Below are 18023 nucleotides of genomic sequence, written 5' to 3' on the forward strand. Positions count from 1 at the left end.
AAAAATAGATGAGCGCAGCGCTCATTTCTTTATTTAACTAGGGTGGTTGGCATAACGGCTGTGCAGCGAGCTTTTAACCCGCAGAAATAGGTTCGACCCCTATACCACCCATTATGAATAGCAACTAGCGATCGCTAGTTGAGCATGTTGCAATAAGATATCTTTATCCAGAGTATGTACGGGATATTGCGGTGTTACTGCCAGTAATTTATCGATTCTTTCTCTGGCTGCTTCCACTACTGATTCATCTAAGCTACCCTTGGTGAGGGAATCGATGAAATCTTCAGCAATCTGATAAGTTCTTTGAATAGATGATGAATTAATATTACGCGAGACAATAAACAAGTCGCAGCCTGCATGAAATGACCGCGCCACAGTACCAGCTTTCATAAACATATCTGAGATAGCTTTCATATCCAAATCGTCAGATACAACTACTCCCTCAAAGCCAAGTTCCTCCCTAAGTATGGTTTTGAGGATAGCCTCGGAAAGCGTTGCTGGTACATCAGCATCTATCTTGGGAAATAAGATATGGACAGTCATAATCAAAGGAATCTGTAATTCGATTAGCGTTTTGAAAGGTATAAGTTCTCGAAGTCGTAGGTCTTCTAAAGTCAGATTAAGTATTGGTAGCTCAATATGAGAGTCCTTGCTAGTGTCTCCATGTCCAGGAAAGTGCTTGGCGCATCCCAAAATTCCTGATTCTTGAAGTCCAAGATAGTAGTCACGGGCACCTTTGGCAGCAGTATCGGGAGTGTTACCAAAAGACCGAGGCCCAATCACAGGGTTATTGGGATGAGAAAAAATATCTGCTACAGGTGCCCACGATAAATTTATTCCCAGTGATTTTAGTTCTATTGCTGTGGCTTTTGCTACCTCGCGTGCGTGCGAGCGCAGCAACAATGCATGAGGAAAACGGGTAATCGGCAGTGGTGTACGAATTACACGACCTCCTTCATGATCGAGGGTGATAAACATTAAATCACGTTCTGTATATTCTCGTATCTGGCTGTTCAAATCCTTGAAGCTTTCCAGCCAAACCTGATATGGGGTGCCATCCAAAAAGTTCTTAGCAAAAAATATCACCCCAATCGGCTTTAATTCACTGAGTGCGCGTTTATCGTCATCGTTTAATGTAGTGCCGGAAATACCTAGAATTAGGTGATGTCCAAAGCGCCTTAGCTCCTGGGATATACCCATAATCTTTTACCTATAAGTTGTGCGGTAAACAACTGAGTTGTTCAACCTAGAGGACATAAACCTTTATCCTATATCCTTATGTGCAAGGGGGAGCTTTCAAAGATAGATTTTTTATTCTCCTTCCCATCCTGAGCATGGGAATATATAGGGGCTACTGCCTAAGAGAATTAAGCCAAAATATTCAGCATAATGACTGACGCTGCCAGAGATTAATTTTCCCGTAAAAGCATTTTTGCGATCGCATCCAGCTATTTCAATAGGTCAAAATTATTGGCAATAGCTGCTAAATATTTAACAGTTAAAATACTTAAATAAAAATATAGTTAGTCCTGATTTTTACGTTATTGATGTATTCACCGAAGGAAAATATACCGGAAATCAGCTAACAGTCTTTAACCAATACCCCAGATATTTCCAACAGAGCAAATACATGGATTAGCAAATAAATCAACTACTTTTAGATAACATTTGAGATTACTTATTTTTAGTCACAGGAATTACTTTTGTCTCCCTAAATCTCCTGGAGATAAATCTAGATGAAATACTCGCCGCAAATCCATTGCCAACAATGGTATTGGCAATTTGATTGGGCAGGGGCGCCGAGGTGAAATTTCCTTTGGCAAAAGTTTTTTGGGGAAGCGATCGCACAATAGCTGCCAAATGTAACAGATTGCAACGTATAATGAGAACGACAAAACCATTAAGAAATATTGAAGGGCATTAGGGTTAAATGCGAGTAGCGATCGCGGGTGCTGGTCTAGCAGGACTTTCCTGCGCGAAATATCTCACGGACGCAGGTCACACTCCCATTGTCTTGGAAAGCCGGGACGTACTGGGTGGTCTGGTTGCGGCGTGGAAAGACTCTGACGGCGACTGGTACGAAACCGGGTTACACGCCTTCTTTGGGGCATATCCTAATATGCTGCAATTGCTCAAGGAGTTGGGCATTGAAGACAGACTCCAGTGGAAAGAGCATACGCTGATTTTCAATCAACCAGATCAGCCTGGGACATTATCACGTTTTGATGTTCCAGATATTCCATCTCCTTTCAACGTGATTGCGTCGATTCTTCGCAATAAAGACATGTTGACTTGGGAGCAGAAGATTCGATTTGCAATTGGCCTACTTCCCGCAGTGGTTCGCGGTCAAAAGTATGTTGAAGACATGGATAGGTACAGCTTCTTAGAGTGGTTGAAAAGGCAAGGTGTTGACGAGCGGGTAACTAGTGACGTTTTTATCGCCGCATGTAAAGCGCTCACCTTTATCAATCCTGATGAAGTTTCAGCAACGATCCTATTAACTGCACTGAATCGTTTTCTGCAAGAACGATATGGTTCCAAGATTGCATTTTTGGATGGTTCTCCCACAGAACGGCTATGCAGCCCGATTGTAGATTACATCACAGAACGCGGTGGAGAAGTACGGTTGAATGCCCCCTTGAAAGAGATTTTGCTGAACGCCGATGGCACGGTGAAAGCGTACTTGATTCGGGGGTTAAATGGGGCAGAAAATGAAGTTTTCACGGCTGATGTGTATATATCTGCCATGTCAGTTGATCCTTTGAAAATCATGTTGCCTAATTCTTGGAAGCAAATGGAGTTTTTCAAGAAGCTAGAAGGCTTGGAAGGTGTACCAGTGATTAACCTGCATCTGTGGTTTGACCGGAAACTTACAGAAATTGATCATTTGCTATTTTCGCGATCGCCCCTCCTGAGCGTTTATGCTGATATGAGCAATACCTGCCGTGAATATGCCAACCCCAATCGCTCGATGCTGGAATTAGTTCTAGCCCCGGCAAAAGATTGGATTGCCAAATCCGATGAGGAGATTGTGGCTGCAACGATTGCTGAATTGGAAAAACTCTTCCCCGACCACTTTGGGGGAGACAACCCAGCAACGTTGTTGAAATCTCATGTGGTGAAAACGCCGCGTTCAGTTTACAAAGCGACCCCTGGTCGTCAACAGTACCGTCCCGCACAAGTTACGCCCATTGCCAACTTCTATCTCGCCGGAAGTTATACCATGCAACGCTACTTAGGCAGTATGGAAGGTGCCGTACTTTCTGGTAAGCTGACAGCGCAGGCAATTTCTGAGGCTCTCCCGGTAGCAAATTCCTCAAACCTGCAAACGCTCACCCGACCGCCCGCAACGAATGCTGCAACTGCCTGATTCCCCCCCGCGCATGAAAACGCTGGTCTCTGTAGACGAGTCATACAAACTTTGCCGGCATCTCACAGCAAAGTATGCCAAGACTTTTTACCTGGGTACTTTGCTCATGAGTCCGGTAAAACGTCAATCTATCTGGTCAATTTACGCTTGGTGTCGCCGTACAGATGAATTGGTGGATGGGCCCGCATCTGCTATTACCACGCCAGAAACCCTAGACCTATGGGAACAGCAGCTGGAATCGATTTTTGCGGGACGCCCATTAGAAAATTACGATGTCGCTTTAGCTGATACCCTCCACCGCTTTCCGATGGACATTCAGCCCTTTCGGGATATGATTGCCGGTCAGCGCATGGACTTATATCGCAGTCGTTATGAAACCTTTGAGGAGTTATACCTCTACTGTTACCGCGTTGCTGGCACTGTTGGCTTAATGTCAACAGCAGTTATGGGTGTGGATAACACCATATACACAGCACCGTGGCACCAGAACAAACAACCATATCTTCCCACAGAAGAAGCGATCGCTCTGGGAATTGCCAATCAACTCACCAACATCCTGCGGGATGTGGGAGAAGATGCCAAACGAGGGCGAATTTACATTCCTCTTGAGGACTTGGCAAAATTCAACTACACCGAGCAAGACTTTTTCAAAGGTGTGGTAGATGATCGGTGGCGGGCATTAATGCGTTTTCAAATTGAACGCGCCCGCAAATTTTATACTACGTCCGACCAGGGAATTACTTATTTAGCGCCGGACGCCCGTTGGCCTGTGTGGGCAGCATCAATGCTCTACGGTCAGATTTTAGAGGTGATTGAACGCAACGGTTACGATGTATTTAGTCGGCGGGCTTATGTTCCCCAGTGGAAAAAGTTACGCACTTTGCCCGTAGCTTGGATGCGATCGCAAGTTCTTTGAATTAGTCATTTGTCATTAGTCATTTGTCATTAGCAAATAACTAATGACCTATGACTAATGCTCAATGCCCAATTAAAAATGATTATTGACTCTTCCCAATAAATCTGCTAACATCAATATTTGTGAGTCAGGAGAGGTGGCTGAGTGGTCGAAAGCGGCAGATTGCTAATCTGTTGTACGGCAGGCAACTCCGTACCGAGGGTTCGAATCCCTCCCTCTCCGTTTTCCAGCCCTTGATACACGGAATATATTCTGTGTAGAAAGGTAAATATTAATGTAGGGGTAAATACTTCTACTCCCAAAGATGGATGATATGATTTATCCTTTGGAGTCTTGATAAGATCCAGCTAACTTACAAATTTAGTTTGAATCTTACTTTTAGGCTCCTAAATATCTGAGGAGTGGAAGTGACTTATGAGAAAAATTAGCGCCGCCTTAACCTTAAGTATAGCGACCCTTGCAACTGGGTTCCTAGTTGGGGCTTGTGGCGATACCAGTACCCCCAATGGCACAGCTAACAATGGAAGTACCGCTACCCCAGCAGCAAACTCAACTACCACAAGCAGTACTCAAGGGCTAAAAATTGGTTCCCTACTACCGGCAACAGGCGACTTGGCTTCTGTGGGACAGCAGATGCTAGGTTCTGTCCCCTTACTCGTCGATACGGTAAACGCTTGCGGTGGGGTGAATGGCCAACCTGTTACTTTGGTGCAAGTAGACGACCAAACCGACCCCAGAGCTGGTGCTGCCGGTATGACCAAACTAGCAACTTTAGATAAAGTGGCAGGTGTAGTTGGTTCCTTTGCCAGTAGCGTTTCTAGTGCAGCAGTCTCCATTGCCACGCCGAATAAAGTCATGCTGGTTTCTCCTGGTAGTACCAGCCCCGTATTTACAGAAAAGGCGCAAAAAGGCGACTTTAAAGGCTTTTGGGCGCGTACTGCTCCCCCCGACACCTACCAAGCACTAGCTCTAGCTCAACTTGCCAGGAAAAAAGGTTTCAAGCGAGTTTCTACAGTCGTGATTAATAACGACTATGGCGTGGGCTTTGAAAAAGCATTTGTGCAAACTTTTGAAAAATTGGGTGGAACCATAGTTAATAAAGATAAGCCTGTCCGCTACGACCCAAAAGCCCAGACATTTGATACAGAAGCGGCTGCTGCTTTTGCTGGTAAGCCAGATGCAGTCTTGGCTGTACTGTACGCTGAAACTGGCAGTTTGTTCCTGAAAGCTGCGTATCAGCAAGGTGTGGCAAAGGGAGTACAAATTCTGCTTACAGATGGGGTGAAATCACCTACTTTCCCAGAACAAGTTGGCAAAGGCAGTGATGGTAAATATATTTTAACGGGAGCGATCGGTACAGTACCGGGTTCCAATGGCAAAGCACTCTTAGCTTTCAACAAGCTGTGGAAGGATAAAAAGGGTAGTGAGCCAGGGGAATACGCTCCTCAAGCTTGGGATGCGGCTGCCTTATTGACGTTGGCAGCACAAGCTGCTAAGGAAAATACAGGCGTTGGTATAGCCAGCAAAATCCGTGAAGTTGCTGATGGGCCTGGCACGGAAGTTACCGATGTCTGCGAGGGACTGAAGTTACTTAAAGATGGTAAGAAGATTAACTACCAAGGAGCCAGTGGTAACGTAGATGTTGATGCTAACGGCGATGTCGTCGGTGTTTACGATGTTTGGACAGTAGGAGACGATGGGAAAATCAAGGTAATTGACAAAGTTACCCCTAAGTAAAAAGTTAGGAGTTAGGAGTTAAAAGTTATGAGTGAAATATTACTAAGAGACGCGATTAATCGCCTCTCTTCCTAACTCCTGTACAGACGCGATTAATCGCGTCTGTTAACTTCTAACCCTTAAAGCCCGCTGAAGTTGTAACCAACTCCTAACAACAAGCCCACATCAGTTTGATCAAAAAATCCGGCATTTATAGCAGCCGTTGCCGTGAATTGAGGAGTTAGAGGCACATCAATGCCACCAGATACCAAAAAGGCAAATTGCGAATCATCACCAGTTTTGTAAGCTCCACCCACTCCAATATAAGGTGCGATCGCTAATGGTTCGCTAAAAGCATCTGCTGACTTGAAAGAAAAATCGTAGGTGATCGGAAGTAGAATTGTAGTGTTGTGCCCAAATACGGCTGAGGGTCGCACCGATATAGAATTTGTCAGTCCGATTTTGCTGACTACCGCGAAGTTACCATCGCCCAAAGAGGTGCCACCATCACCACTTAAACCAATGTTAGCAGCGACGCCAACATAGCTGCTGCCACCACGAGTAGTTCTACCTAAATCAATATCCGATTGCGCCACTCTGCTAGGAGATGGTTGAGAAGTAGTTTGAGAAGTCGGTTGTATAAACTCAGAAGTGAGCATCGCAGATGAGGTTGCCACTGTGCCTGGAACAGGTGTAGGCGTTACACTGGCCTTTTCCTGTATTGCAGCGTTCTGGAACTGCTGTACTTTAGTTAAACTTGTTACCGTAAATGTTTCAGTTGTTTCTGTAAAAAGATTTTGGCTTGCAGTGTCTAGTTCTGTACTAAACTCTTTGGGAGACGCTACGGTTGCGGAAGGGCCGGTTGATAGGTGACTGCTCACCTTGTCTACTGTCTGGGCACTTGCAGATAAGCTGCTACTCAAAACTGCAAGAGTAGCCATGCTTGGCAACCAAAAAACACCTTTACGAAGAAATATAGTATTCACATTCACTCCTAAAACAATATTGCCAGGAAAAATAAAGGGTTTGTTGAGTTAATTCAACAAATTCGGGCAATACTCAAAATTTAACACCAAAAATCGGTTTTTAGATCCTGATTTTGCTGGATTTATCTAGTTAACGCCGTGTGCAACTTTTACTCAAAGCTAAACCCCCAGCCCCCTTTCCTACAAGGGAAGCTACCGTACACACACAAGTCGGAAAACCTCATCTATCATTGGCTTGAATCTGGTAGTCCTAACATAGCGAAAATCTGGGATGGTCTGGTACCTTCAGCAATAACACACCCTTGTTTCTAGAAGTAGTAGTAGAGCGTAGTACCCCTCCTCTGAAGGGTTGCTACAGGCAGCGACGACTACAGAAAGGGGGTTTTTCGTAGGGTATGGTTCGTCTATTTACGCCATGTTGTACTAAGAATTGCGCTTTGTAACAATAAAAGTTGATTGTGAAGTCATATTACGAAGCTTGCAAAAATATTTAGAAATTGTCTACAAGGCAAACATGGTTCTAACGTAGAACCTATTAGGAGAGACTTGAGGCAAATGTGATGAGCGGAAATAATATTCAAAAGTATCGGTTTGTCTGTACCCTGACTTTCGGTGATATCTACGGTCAAATAATTGTTTGGTTGATTACAATTACCCTAAGTTTGGCATCAGCCTTGGCGCTGATGGGTGCCAAGCGACCTGTGTATGCTCTAGCAACAGCAGGTCTGGTCGTTTTGCTTTCGCTACCTTTCTTGTTGTTTGCGTTTGTCACTACCTTATTAAATCATATTGAAGTCATGCCTGTAGGGCCTGGAACCAAAATGGAACCCATACCAGGTAATGTGTCTCAGCAACAACCTGTACAAGCAACTAGCTAAAGAGTTAGGAGTAGAGACGCGATTAATCGCGTCTTTACAGGAGTTATATCATGTCCGCTTGATTGCTTATTAAACCCGAAGAAACACACCCCGCCAAAGCTATGCTTTGTCTCCCCACCTGAAGAGCGGGGAGGGGATTAAGGGGAGCCAGCGCTCAGAGGGGTCTCCCCAAGTGGAGCATCTGGCGTGTGGGGTGCAATGACTATGGGAATCACAACTAATTACCCGGACATGATATTAGGAGTGAGTTAGAAGTTATAAGTTAAGTGTTATGAGTCACTCTATCTATCCGATAACTCTTGATTTTTAACTTTTAACTCCTAATTTCAAAATTTGTAATAAGATCCCTGTCTATAGGCAGGGAATTTTTTTATAGAGATGCCACGGCAACGATCGCAACCCAGTGCCTGATTAATCACAATCACGTCTCTACAATAGAACAACAGTGGTTTGCAGTCGGGAGCTAATTATGCTGGAACACGATGTGATTATTGTCGGGGGTGGATTGGCAGGATGTCGCGCTGCTGTGGAAATTGCCCGGATTGACCCCAGTTTAAATATTGCTGTGGTAGCCAAAACCCACCCAATTCGTTCCCACTCGGTGGCGGCTCAAGGTGGTATGGCTGCATCGCTGAAAAATGTTGATTCCGAAGATAGTTGGGAAGCACATGCTTTTGATACTGTCAAGGGTTCTGATTACTTGGCAGACCAAGACGCTGTGGCAATTCTCGCCCAGGAAGCGCCAGATGTGGTAATTGACTTGGAACACATGGGCGTTTTGTTCTCTCGCTTACCCGATGGGCGCATTGCTCAACGAGCTTTTGGTGGACATTCCCACAATCGCACTTGCTACGCGGCTGATAAGACCGGTCACGCTATTTTACACGAATTGGTGAACAATTTGCGGCGTTATGGGGTGCAAGTTTATGAAGAATGGTACGTGATGCGTCTCATTTTAGAAGAGAATGAGGCCAAGGGTGTGGTAATGTTCCATCTTTTGGATGGACATATAAAGGTGGTGCGGGCTAAGGCGGTAATGTTTGCCACAGGGGGCTATGGTCGCGTTTATAATACGACCTCTAATGATTACGCTTCTTCGGGTGATGGTTTGGCAATGACTGCGATCGCAGGTTTGCCCCTCGAAGATATGGAATTTGTCCAATTTCATCCCACTGGCTTATATCCGGTAGGGGTGTTGATTTCGGAAGCGGTACGGGGAGAAGGGGCATATCTAATTAATAGTGAAGGCGATCGCTTTATGGTGAACTATGCACCCAGTCGCATGGAACTAGCTCCTCGTGATATTACCTCACGAGCGATCGCTTACGAAATTCGCGCCAGTCGTGGTATTCATCTCGATGGAAGTGCTGGTGGACCATTTGTCTATCTGGATTTACGCCACATGGGCAAAGAAAAAATTATGAGTCGCGTTCCCTTCTGTTGGGAAGAAGCACACCGTTTGGTAGGTGTTGACGCGGTAACTCAACCTATGCCAGTCCGTCCGACAATTCACTATTGTATGGGTGGTATCCCAGTTAACACTGATGGGCAAGTCCGCAGCAGTGGTGATGGTTTAGTTGATGCTTTCTTTGCGGCGGGTGAAACATCTTGTGTTTCCGTACATGGGGCGAATCGCTTGGGGAGTAATTCACTACTAGAGTGTGTAGTTTATGGTAAACGGACTGGGGCTGCGATCGCGCAATTTGTCCAAAAACGGAAGTTGCCCTCTGTAGATGAGCAACGCTATCTAACAGAAGCCCAGCAACAAATTCAAGCTTTGCTAGAACAACCAGGGCAGTATCGCATTAACCGAGTCCGTCAAGCCTTCCAGGATTGTATGACGGAGTACTGTGGCGTTTTCCGCACTGAGGCATTAATGACTGAAGGTTTGCAGAAACTAGAACAAATACAACAGCAATATCCTCAAATTTATTTAGATGACAAAGGTAGTTGCTGGAATACGGAACTTGTAGAAGCCTTAGAATTGAGAAGTTTGATGGTAGTGGGACAAACTATTTTGGCATCAGCCCTGAATCGCCAGGAAAGTCGTGGCGCTCATTTCCGCGAAGATTATTCCCAGCGAGATGATCGCAACTTCCTCAAACATACAATGGCTTACTATTCACCAGTCGGAATTGACATTCAATATCGGCCGGTGGCGATTAGCATGTTTGAGCCAAAAGAGCGGAAGTATTAGCCAAAGGTAAATTTATGTGAGAAATCGAGGGGACTACAAAAATTTTGTCCACCTCGATTAAGAATATGAATTGAAGAAGAATGCAGAATGCAGAATTCAGAATCAATACTTCGGCAGAGCTACGTAACCATCAGTCGGGGATTGGAACCCGCGACTGAATTGTTGCACCACAAAACAAGAAAATTTGGTGAGGGTGCAAAAACGCCGATTATTCATCCGCTTTTTCGTTCAGAATACCCAACTGAATTCTGACTCCTGACTCCTGAATTCTGTTCGATTATTCAGTTATCAATCAGAACCTAATTCTTTCTGAATCACAGCTATTATCTTTTCTTCCCAAGCCGGATCATTTAATTTTATTGCAGCATCACGATGACGAGATTTTCGTCTATCCATGTAAGCATAAAAGGCTTCCTTATCATCCTTGTGGGTGAGAAGGTAACTCTTTAGCCCTTGGTCGCTCATTGCTGCATAGTTTACCTTATTCATAGTTCTATACTACATTCATGGTTCTATACTACCATCTGGTGTAATTTCTAGCTCTATTTCTTCATTTTGTCCAGATAATATAAATATATTGAGCGATCGTTCATCTAATCGCACGATGTGAATCGGCTGGAACATCACATTTGTAAGTTGATGGCAAAGTCTATATAAGCATTGTACTTGTTCTGCTGTTGGTTGTAGCTCGTCATTTCTGAGTTTTTTTATCATATATTTATATATAACAAGCTATATAATCTCATATAAAGTCATCCAGTTATGTTCTCCTAATTGAGACTCTCACATCCTATTAAGGATTCCAAATGAGCTTACCCTTCTCACCGGGATATGCTGCTCCCTCTTTGTCGCGCCACTCGAAGTATATTTCAATTGGCATTTTCAAATTCTTCATTAAATACAAAGTGTTACGCCAAGCAAGATTTGAATCTACACCTTGTATCGAAATGTTTACCTCTGGTAAGTAGTGAAAACCAGTGTTAATTTTTTCACCCTTAACAACGTGAGCAAGCGTTAGTTTGATGAGATTCTCTACAGAAAGTCCTTGCCGAATGGCACTTTCGTGGGCTGCATCAACGATTTTGTTCCAGTTCGGTTGATGAATTTCCTGATCACCAATGACGGCACGAACCACTCTGGTATGATGCAAATTGCTTAGAGTATCAGGTTCAAGAACTCTATAATTCTCGGTTTCAGAAACTTGCCCAGGCTGGTAACGTGCCTCATATTCATTCAATAACTTCTCAATAACAGTGATAGGTGTATCCTCGAAAGGGACAGCCAGGGCTTGAAGTCTCTTGTAAATGGAATCAGGTATTCTGATAACTGGCATCATATATGCTTGTGTATTTGCTCTCTATATTTAGACGTAACATAAATATATTTAAAATACCAGTTACTTTCTAATCTTTATCAGTTCATCCAGGTTTTTCGCTACGGCCAAAAATTGAAACCGCTTTATAATTCAAGCTGGTTTGAACGATGAGATTGCAGTCATAATTGATCAATATGGGAATTGCAAACAGGCGAAAACCCTGCTTTAGATAAAATATGGGAAAATTTTTGGGAAATCCCTCAAGACTCAGAACTCGCTATTTAATCTGCTCACTCAGGACTCAGGACTCTTTATGTTAGCAGGCACAATTTTGCAGGATGGAAAATATACCCTAATCCAAGAAATAGGGCGTGGTGGCTTTGGTATTACGTTTAAAGCTACCCATCACTACTTAGATCAGAAGGTGGTGATGAAAACCATCAATGAACGGCTGCGACAACATCCTGATTTTACCAAATTCGAGCGTCAATTCCAAGATGAAGCCAGACGATTAGCTACGTGCATCCACCCAAATATAGTCAGAGTCAGTGACTTTTTTGTTGAAGCTGGACTGCCTTACATGGTGATGGAATATATTCCTGGCGAAACCTTGGGAGATGCATTTGTATTACCAGGAATACCAATGCCAGAAGCCACAGCAATTCATTATATCCGGCAAATTGGGGCAGCCTTGCAGGTAGTACACAACAACGGTTTGTTACACCGGGATGTGAAACCAGATAATATTATCCAACGCCTGGGAACGCAGGAAGTAGTACTGATTGATTTTGGCATTGCCAGGGAATTTAATGGCGGTGTCAGGCAGACTCATACGGGTTTGGTTTCTGAGGGCTATGCTCCAATTGAGCAGTATCTGACGCAAGCGCCGCGCGCACCGGCCACGGATGTTTATGGTTTAGCAGCAACTTTGTATGCAGTATTGACAGGCCAAGTTCCGATGCCAGCATTATTGCGCGATCGCCAGCAAATGCCTTCCCCCCGCGAACTGCAACCACACTTGAGTGCTGCTGTCAACCAAGCGGTAATGCGCGGTATGGCGGTGGAGTCTCGTTTTCGGCCAGCCACAGTTGCTGAGTGGTTACAACTGCTACCTGAAAATGGGGCGAATGTGACACCGCAAGCCACTTACGCAGTGCCAACCGTCAATTTATCTGCCCAGCAAGCAGCAACTTTAATTGGAAAAACTGCCCAAAATCGTATTTATAGACCATCTGCGTTGGCACAGCCCCCCGCAGGCATCGCTAAGGAAACTGTACTGGCTAAAAAACTGGAGTTATCTAAGGTATTTATTGGTATGGGTGTAGCCTTATTTGCTGCTACAGCAGGTTTTGGGATTACGAGCATATTACCCAAATCTCAGCCGCAGCCAACCGCAAAGCCGCTTTTTGAACAGCCAACTCAACAATCACCCGTGAAAGTACCTAACTTCGATCGGACATCTTCACCTCCGGGTGAAGAGACTAACACTACCTCCAGAACCGAATCAGCACCTGTCTTTAATTCTAAGCAGCGTCGGCGCAATCGTCGTTCTTCCCAAGAAGAATCTTCCAGCAGCAACCCTACGCCAGAATCACAACGCGGCAATTCTCAACAATCCACACCTTCACCTAGCGTTTCACCCACACCCTCGCTAGTGGAGAAACTACGGGCAATCCGGTCATCTCGTAAAGCCTCCCCCGCACCATTGCCACAAAATAACTTACCCGCTTCTAGTCAAGATTCTACTTCCCCCAAAGCTGTGAATCCGTCAAATCCTGTGGTTATCCCAGCAGCGCCACCAAGGGAATCCAAACAGTCAGATCCTTCTGCTGTAGTAGTACCAACACTGGAAAAACAAAATTCATCTACCAATAGTCAACCCCAAAATGATCCGCAATCCGATGACAATAATTAGTCAATTTTAGATTTTGAATTTGGGATAAAGTACATTTTTTTGCGATCACAGACAATAGACCTCTTGCAAAAGTCCCTAACACCGCACCCCCAACCCCTCCCCGCTCTTCGGGAGGGGAGCGTTTGCTTTACTCAAATGCGGGGTGGGGTTCTTAATTTTTGATTTATGCAAGAAGTCTAATCTTCATTAACGGCCACCACTTGGTAGGATAAAGTACAGAGTGTCACAACTTACTATTCAAGTAAATAGAAAAGGAATGCGTATATGGGCAAAGGGAGGTTAGAAGCATTCAGCGATGGGGTTATTGCCATCATCATCACGATTATGGTGCTGGAAATCAAAGTGCCGCATGGATTCGATTTAGCGGCGCTGCGTCCACTGGTTCCGGTATTTCTGAGTTATGTGCTGAGTTTTATTTATATCGGCATCTACTGGAATAATCACCATCACCTACTACAAGCAGTCAGACAGGTTAATGGGCGTATACTTTGGGCTAATCTGCATTTGCTGTTTTGGTTATCGCTAATCCCCTTTGTCACCGGCTGGATGGGAGAGAATCATTTTGCCGCTATGCCAGTTGCCCTTTATGGTACGGTGTTGTTGTTTGCTGCGATCGCTTACTTTGTCCTTACCCGCGCCCTGATTTCTCACCAGGGTAGGGATTCGACATTAGCGATCGCAGTTGGTGAAGACTTCAAAGGAAAAGTATCGGTGGTGTTCTATGCTGTGGCAATTCCACTTGCCTTTGTGAACTCATGGTTTGCCTGTGCATTTTACATTTTAGTTGCGATTATATGGCTTATCCCTGACCGTCGTATTGAGAAGACTCTTAGTGAATTTTAGATTTGAAATTTGGGATTTGGGATTGAAAGATTCAAAATTTAATCGGCAATCTTTTTGAACGGAGAGGGGGGGATTCGAACCCCCGTTGAGTTTCCCCAAAACGCATTTCGAGTGCGTCACCATCAACCACTCGGACACCTCTCCAGCTATATCATTCAGACATTTGATTATCTATTCTACATTCAAATGGCATCAAGTAAAGGGAATTTTAGCATATTTCCGATACTACTATAACATTATCGCTTTATCTGCGTAACGGAATGCTTCGAGAAGAACTACTTTGCAAACCAAGCGTTGGAAATAATTTTAACCAAGTATAATACCCTAAAACTTACTTGATTCATCAATATTCATCAATGCTTAAATCAAAATCAATTAACATTCCCAAACCAACTCGCTACCAAAATGCGGCGATAGATTATTACATGGGACTCACAAATTCCCCCTACCTCCATTACGGATATTGGGAGCCATTACCTACTGCGGGTGAGGAATTGACGATAACTCGCTTTCGTGCGGCTCAAGAAGCTTATGCAACCAAGCTTTTCAGTTTCATTCCAGAGAGTACAAAAACTGTGCTTGATGTCGGCTGTGGTATTGGTGGTAACGCCGCATATTTGTGCGATCGCGGTTTTGGTGTTGAGGGATTAGCACCCGATACAATCCAACAAGAGAAGTTTATCAAGAATACCAACGGTCAAATACCTTTCTACTTAACGAGATTTGAAGATTTTCACACCTCACACTCCTATGACCTAGTTCTGTTCAGTGAAAGCAGCCAATATATTGCTGCTGACGATTTAGCTCAGGGTGCAGCTCGTTTATTAAGTAGTAGTGGCTACTTATTGCTTGCGGATATGATGCGTTCTGATGCTGGATATCGAGAAGGGATTTTTTCTAATTGTCATGTCGCTAGCGAGCTTCAGACAGCGCTAATACAGGCTGGATTTAAGTTAATTAAGACTGAGGACATCTCCACCCAGATTGCGCCAACGATTGACTTGTGTCTTGATAACTTTCGTACTTTTGGACTGACTACGATCAAATATATTGGTGATGTTGTAGCGATCGCACTCCCACCATTACACGCACTTGGTCGTTTAGCGTTCAAACGCTGGCTGGAAAAGCCGATTATCGAGGGGTTAGCAGCACGCACCATTTTTGACCGCCATCTCTGTTATCAAATCCAACTCTGGCAGTTATCAATTCATCAGGTTAACCAAGATGACCTGTGAAACATCCTCTAAGACTGACGATCTTCAAAGGTGCGTCACTGATAGCGTTAGCGAGTCATTGAGCGTCACGAGCGTCACAGTTCGTCGTAGACATCGCTTCTCTAACTGCCAAAGTATTATGTAGTCGAACACCGTGCAGCATACAGCTTGAGGTTTTGCATGAAAGTAGCAGTCTTCAGTACAAAAGCCTATGATCGGAAGTTTTTGTCAGCTGCAAATTCTCCCACCCAACACGAGTTAGTGTTTTTTGAACCTCGTTTAAATCGGGATACAGCTATCCTCGCCGCCGGATTTCCGGCGGTTTGCGTATTTGTGCATGACCAAGTTGACGCGCCAACTTTAGAGCTTCTCGCCTCACGGGGAACTCGGCTGGTTGTCCTTCGCTGTGCAGGGTTTAACAATGTAGACTTACAAGCCGCAGCAGATTTAGGAATTACTGTTGTGCGTGTTCCCGCCTATTCACCCTACGGGGTAGCAGAACATGCCGTGGGATTGATTTTAAGCCTGAATCGGAAAATTCATCGGGCCTATAACCGTGTCCGAGAAGGTAATTTTTCCATAGATGGACTGTTAGGATTTAATTTGCATGAGCGCACAGTCGGGATTATCGGCACCGGCAAAATCGGCCTGATTTTAGGACAGATAATGAAGGGGTTTGGCTGTGAATTACTCGCCTATGACGTTTATCGCAATCCAGAATTGCAGGCGCTAGGTGGAAAATATGTAGAACTACCTGAGCTATTTGCCAACTCAGATATTATCTCCCTACATTGCCCGCTGACTCTCGAAACGCATCACTTGATTAACGCTGAGGCTATAGAACAAATTAAGTCTGGGGTGATGCTAATTAATACTAGCCGAGGAGCGCTGATTGATACCCAAGCAGTGATTGAGGGATTGAAGTCTGGTAAGATTGGCTATCTCGGTGTGGATGTCTACGAACAAGAATCGGAATTGTTCTTTGAGGATTTGTCTGGTGAAATTATTCAAGATGATATTTTCCAGCGTCTGACGACGTTCCCCAATGTATTGATTACCGGACATCAAGCCTTTTTTACAGCAGAAGCTCTCCACAATATTGCAGAAACAACTTTTGCTAATATTGCTGATGTTGAAAAGGGTCATCCTTGTACCAATGAAATTCGCGCTCAATTTTCAGCTTAGGTAATAGTTGGCGATCGCCAAGATTTTGGACTAAAATCACCAGTCAATCCTGATCATCGGGCAAATTCTCCATTTCCTCAGTAATTAACGTCTGAAAATCCTCGTCACAATGATTATGCAGATGAACCGCAGCAGCTAGGAGTTCTGCGAGAATTTCAGCTTGTTGGTTAGCAGTTAAACTAGTTAACTGTAATTGGTTAACTAAGGCTTGTACTTTCAGGCATTCTGTACCTAATTCAGCAATCAAGGTACTGAGGGTTGAATTCGTGACTGCAAGAGGGCGATCGCTAATCTGCATATTCATTGTCCTAATCTTTTATGCGCTTGTTGGATTGCCTTGTCAAAAGCACGAATCTCTTTTTCCCAATGCTTAATTAAACCTTCGTCAGGAAAACTCTTCTCTGATTCCAGTCTAATCTTTTCTTGATGTTCAGTAATTCTTTGAGCTAAAGATTCAATCGCCTTTTGATGATGCCTCTTACTCATTACTTTGAACGATAGGCAACGCGGAGACTTTGAACTAAAATCACCAGAGATGCGATCGCCATCAACCCACCCCAAAACCAGTAAGGTAAAAGCAAATACCGTTGCATTTGCGCTGTATCAGAAAGCCCAAGTGAGCCAGCAGAGCTACTAAATAGATAATCAAGTTGATGGTACGTACTTACACAAGCTTGTACACCCAGAAATTGAATGATAAACCCTTGTGCCCAGCGAGGGGCTTTCAGGGCGATACCCAAGATTATTAAACCCAACAAGGGAATTGCCAGCAATCCAAACCAGGAACGTACCCAAATTAATGTCGAAAATAGCAAAAAACTCCCTAATATTTTTAAACAGAGGTTTGCTAGTCTAAAACTCCGGGAAGCTAGAATCAAAGCTGCACCGGCAATAGGCGGCCCCATTGGCCCTGCTGCTACGACTATTGCCGGGACAATTGGCCCCAATGACGACCGGATGCCATAAGTTGCTACACCAGAACCATTGCTAAAAATCTCTAATTTCTGAAACTGTCCCCCTAATAGGAGTGCCATTAAGCCGTGACCCATTTCATGAAACCAGGTTGCCAAAATCGTAAATGGGTATAAGATATAATCTCCTCCTGGTAATTGCCACAGTAAAGCAGTTGCGATCGCTGCTCCAATTAGCCAGGTTAGCCCCATGCGTTCAACAACTGGCGGGGCTTCTTTGGTAAGCAAGGTTTCAAAATTTTTGCTTGGTTCTTTCATAGGTCACTCTATTTTGGATTTTAGATTTTAGATTTTCCCTTCAATCCAAAATCTAAAATTGGCAGTGTATTTTCATCCATCCTAGTGTAATTATTAAGGTAATGGATCTGCTGAACAATGCAACAATTCGCACCTGGAAGCGACGGCTGTAAACAATGCCCAATACCCTAGTACAGTACGGCGTAAATAAACAGACCATATTAGTGGGAGAATAAATAATCAGGTTAAAACCAGTTTCGCAGAGCATATCAAGGAATCA

The 18023-nt window shown here is 44.2% G+C and carries 18 protein-coding genes and 3 tRNA genes; 12 read left to right on the forward strand and 9 right to left on the reverse strand.

Features of this window, described 5'->3' with window-relative positions; all coding sequences use genetic code 11:
• Nucleotides 1–40: 40 nt before the first annotated feature.
• Nucleotides 41–111 (forward strand) — tRNA-Lys (locus V7K36_RS19180).
• On the opposite strand, the gene nagZ is transcribed toward V7K36_RS19180, so the two are convergent.
• Nucleotides 112–1200, reverse strand: a complete 1089-nt coding sequence (gene nagZ, locus V7K36_RS19185) for a beta-N-acetylhexosaminidase (RefSeq protein WP_335118275.1) — start codon at nucleotides 1198–1200, stop codon at nucleotides 112–114.
• Between the two features lie 730 nt (nucleotides 1201–1930).
• Here nagZ and pds point away from each other — a divergent pair.
• From pds to V7K36_RS19205, 4 genes are all read left to right on the forward strand, one after another.
• The gene (pds, locus tag V7K36_RS19190; RefSeq protein ID WP_335118277.1) at nucleotides 1931–3370 is read left to right on the forward strand and encodes a 15-cis-phytoene desaturase; all 1440 of its coding nucleotides are present in this window, start codon (nucleotides 1931–1933) and stop codon (nucleotides 3368–3370) included.
• Nucleotides 3354–4286, forward strand: a complete 933-nt coding sequence (gene crtB / locus V7K36_RS19195) for a 15-cis-phytoene synthase CrtB (protein ID WP_335118279.1) — start codon at nucleotides 3354–3356, stop codon at nucleotides 4284–4286. The genes pds and crtB overlap by 17 nt, the downstream gene beginning before the upstream one ends.
• A gap of 130 nt (nucleotides 4287–4416) precedes the next feature.
• A tRNA-Ser gene (locus V7K36_RS19200) sits at nucleotides 4417–4508 on the forward strand.
• Nucleotides 4509–4700: 192 nt separating this feature from the next.
• Nucleotides 4701–6023 (forward strand): ABC transporter substrate-binding protein, encoded by a 1323-nt coding sequence (locus tag V7K36_RS19205; RefSeq protein ID WP_335118281.1) that lies wholly within the window; start codon nucleotides 4701–4703, stop codon nucleotides 6021–6023.
• Nucleotides 6024–6142: 119 nt separating this feature from the next.
• Here V7K36_RS19205 and V7K36_RS19210 read toward each other — a convergent pair whose 3' ends face one another.
• Complete coding sequence (locus tag V7K36_RS19210; RefSeq protein ID WP_335118283.1) at nucleotides 6143–6943, reverse strand: hypothetical protein; 801 nt, start codon at nucleotides 6941–6943, stop codon at nucleotides 6143–6145.
• A 605-nt stretch (nucleotides 6944–7548) separates the two neighbouring features.
• On the opposite strand from V7K36_RS19210, the gene V7K36_RS19215 reads away from it, so the two are divergent.
• The 3 genes from V7K36_RS19215 (at nucleotide 7549) to V7K36_RS19225 (ending at nucleotide 10315) form a co-directional block, all read left to right on the forward strand.
• On the forward strand, nucleotides 7549–7866 hold the full coding sequence (locus V7K36_RS19215) for a hypothetical protein (RefSeq protein ID WP_334827145.1): 318 nt from the start codon (nucleotides 7549–7551) through the stop codon (nucleotides 7864–7866).
• A gap of 469 nt (nucleotides 7867–8335) precedes the next feature.
• On the forward strand, nucleotides 8336–10063 hold the full coding sequence (locus V7K36_RS19220) for a succinate dehydrogenase/fumarate reductase flavoprotein subunit (RefSeq protein ID WP_335118286.1): 1728 nt from the start codon (nucleotides 8336–8338) through the stop codon (nucleotides 10061–10063).
• Between the two features lie 87 nt (nucleotides 10064–10150).
• Complete coding sequence (locus tag V7K36_RS19225) at nucleotides 10151–10315, forward strand: hypothetical protein (protein ID WP_335118288.1); 165 nt, start codon at nucleotides 10151–10153, stop codon at nucleotides 10313–10315.
• 36 nt (nucleotides 10316–10351) lie between these two features.
• Here the strand turns inward: V7K36_RS19225 and V7K36_RS19230 are convergent, their stop codons facing one another.
• From V7K36_RS19230 to V7K36_RS19240, 3 genes are all read right to left on the reverse strand, one after another.
• The gene (locus V7K36_RS19230) at nucleotides 10352–10552 is read right to left on the reverse strand and encodes a DUF6887 family protein (RefSeq protein WP_335118290.1); all 201 of its coding nucleotides are present in this window, start codon (nucleotides 10550–10552) and stop codon (nucleotides 10352–10354) included.
• 15 nt (nucleotides 10553–10567) lie between these two features.
• Nucleotides 10568–10777, reverse strand: a complete 210-nt coding sequence (locus V7K36_RS19235; protein ID WP_335118291.1) for a DUF6888 family protein — start codon at nucleotides 10775–10777, stop codon at nucleotides 10568–10570.
• Between the two features lie 79 nt (nucleotides 10778–10856).
• Entirely contained in the window at nucleotides 10857–11399 is a 543-nt protein-coding gene (locus V7K36_RS19240) for a T4SS efffector SepA family protein (RefSeq protein WP_335118293.1), read from the reverse strand.
• Between the two features lie 292 nt (nucleotides 11400–11691).
• Here V7K36_RS19240 and V7K36_RS19245 point away from each other — a divergent pair, with 292 nt between their 5' ends.
• Together V7K36_RS19245 and V7K36_RS19250 are read left to right on the forward strand one after the other, a co-directional pair.
• A complete protein-coding gene (locus tag V7K36_RS19245; RefSeq protein ID WP_335118295.1) occupies nucleotides 11692–13293 on the forward strand; it encodes a serine/threonine-protein kinase in 1602 nt (533 codons plus the stop codon).
• 264 nt (nucleotides 13294–13557) lie between these two features.
• Complete coding sequence (locus tag V7K36_RS19250) at nucleotides 13558–14136, forward strand: TMEM175 family protein (RefSeq protein ID WP_335118297.1); 579 nt, start codon at nucleotides 13558–13560, stop codon at nucleotides 14134–14136.
• 59 nt (nucleotides 14137–14195) lie between these two features.
• Here V7K36_RS19250 and V7K36_RS19255 read toward each other — a convergent pair.
• Nucleotides 14196–14280, reverse strand: a tRNA-Ser gene (locus V7K36_RS19255).
• Nucleotides 14281–14492: 212 nt separating this feature from the next.
• Here V7K36_RS19255 and V7K36_RS19260 point away from each other — a divergent pair.
• Together V7K36_RS19260 and V7K36_RS19265 are read left to right on the forward strand one after the other, a co-directional pair.
• Nucleotides 14493–15371: a class I SAM-dependent methyltransferase gene (locus V7K36_RS19260; RefSeq protein WP_335118299.1), complete on the forward strand. Its 879-nt coding sequence runs from the start codon at nucleotides 14493–14495 to the stop codon at nucleotides 15369–15371.
• A gap of 159 nt (nucleotides 15372–15530) precedes the next feature.
• Complete coding sequence (locus tag V7K36_RS19265) at nucleotides 15531–16535, forward strand: 2-hydroxyacid dehydrogenase (RefSeq protein WP_335118301.1); 1005 nt, start codon at nucleotides 15531–15533, stop codon at nucleotides 16533–16535.
• Nucleotides 16536–16578: 43 nt separating this feature from the next.
• Here the strand turns inward: V7K36_RS19265 and V7K36_RS19270 are convergent, their stop codons facing one another.
• The 3 genes from V7K36_RS19270 to V7K36_RS19280 are packed head-to-tail and all read right to left on the reverse strand — an operon-like array spanning nucleotide 16579 to nucleotide 17764.
• Nucleotides 16579–16839, reverse strand: coding sequence for a hypothetical protein (locus V7K36_RS19270; RefSeq protein ID WP_335118304.1), 261 nt, complete (start codon nucleotides 16837–16839; stop codon nucleotides 16579–16581).
• Nucleotides 16836–17021 (reverse strand): hypothetical protein, encoded by a 186-nt coding sequence (locus tag V7K36_RS19275; RefSeq protein ID WP_335118306.1) that lies wholly within the window; start codon nucleotides 17019–17021, stop codon nucleotides 16836–16838. Before V7K36_RS19275 ends, V7K36_RS19270 begins: the two co-directional genes overlap by 4 nt.
• Nucleotides 17021–17764 (reverse strand): M50 family metallopeptidase, encoded by a 744-nt coding sequence (locus V7K36_RS19280; protein ID WP_335118308.1) that lies wholly within the window; start codon nucleotides 17762–17764, stop codon nucleotides 17021–17023. The genes V7K36_RS19275 and V7K36_RS19280 overlap by 1 nt, the downstream gene beginning before the upstream one ends.
• Nucleotides 17765–18023 lie beyond the last annotated feature (259 nt).

The organism is Nostoc sp. (assembly GCF_036919555.1).
Classification (GTDB): domain Bacteria; phylum Cyanobacteriota; class Cyanobacteriia; order Cyanobacteriales; family Nostocaceae; genus Nostoc.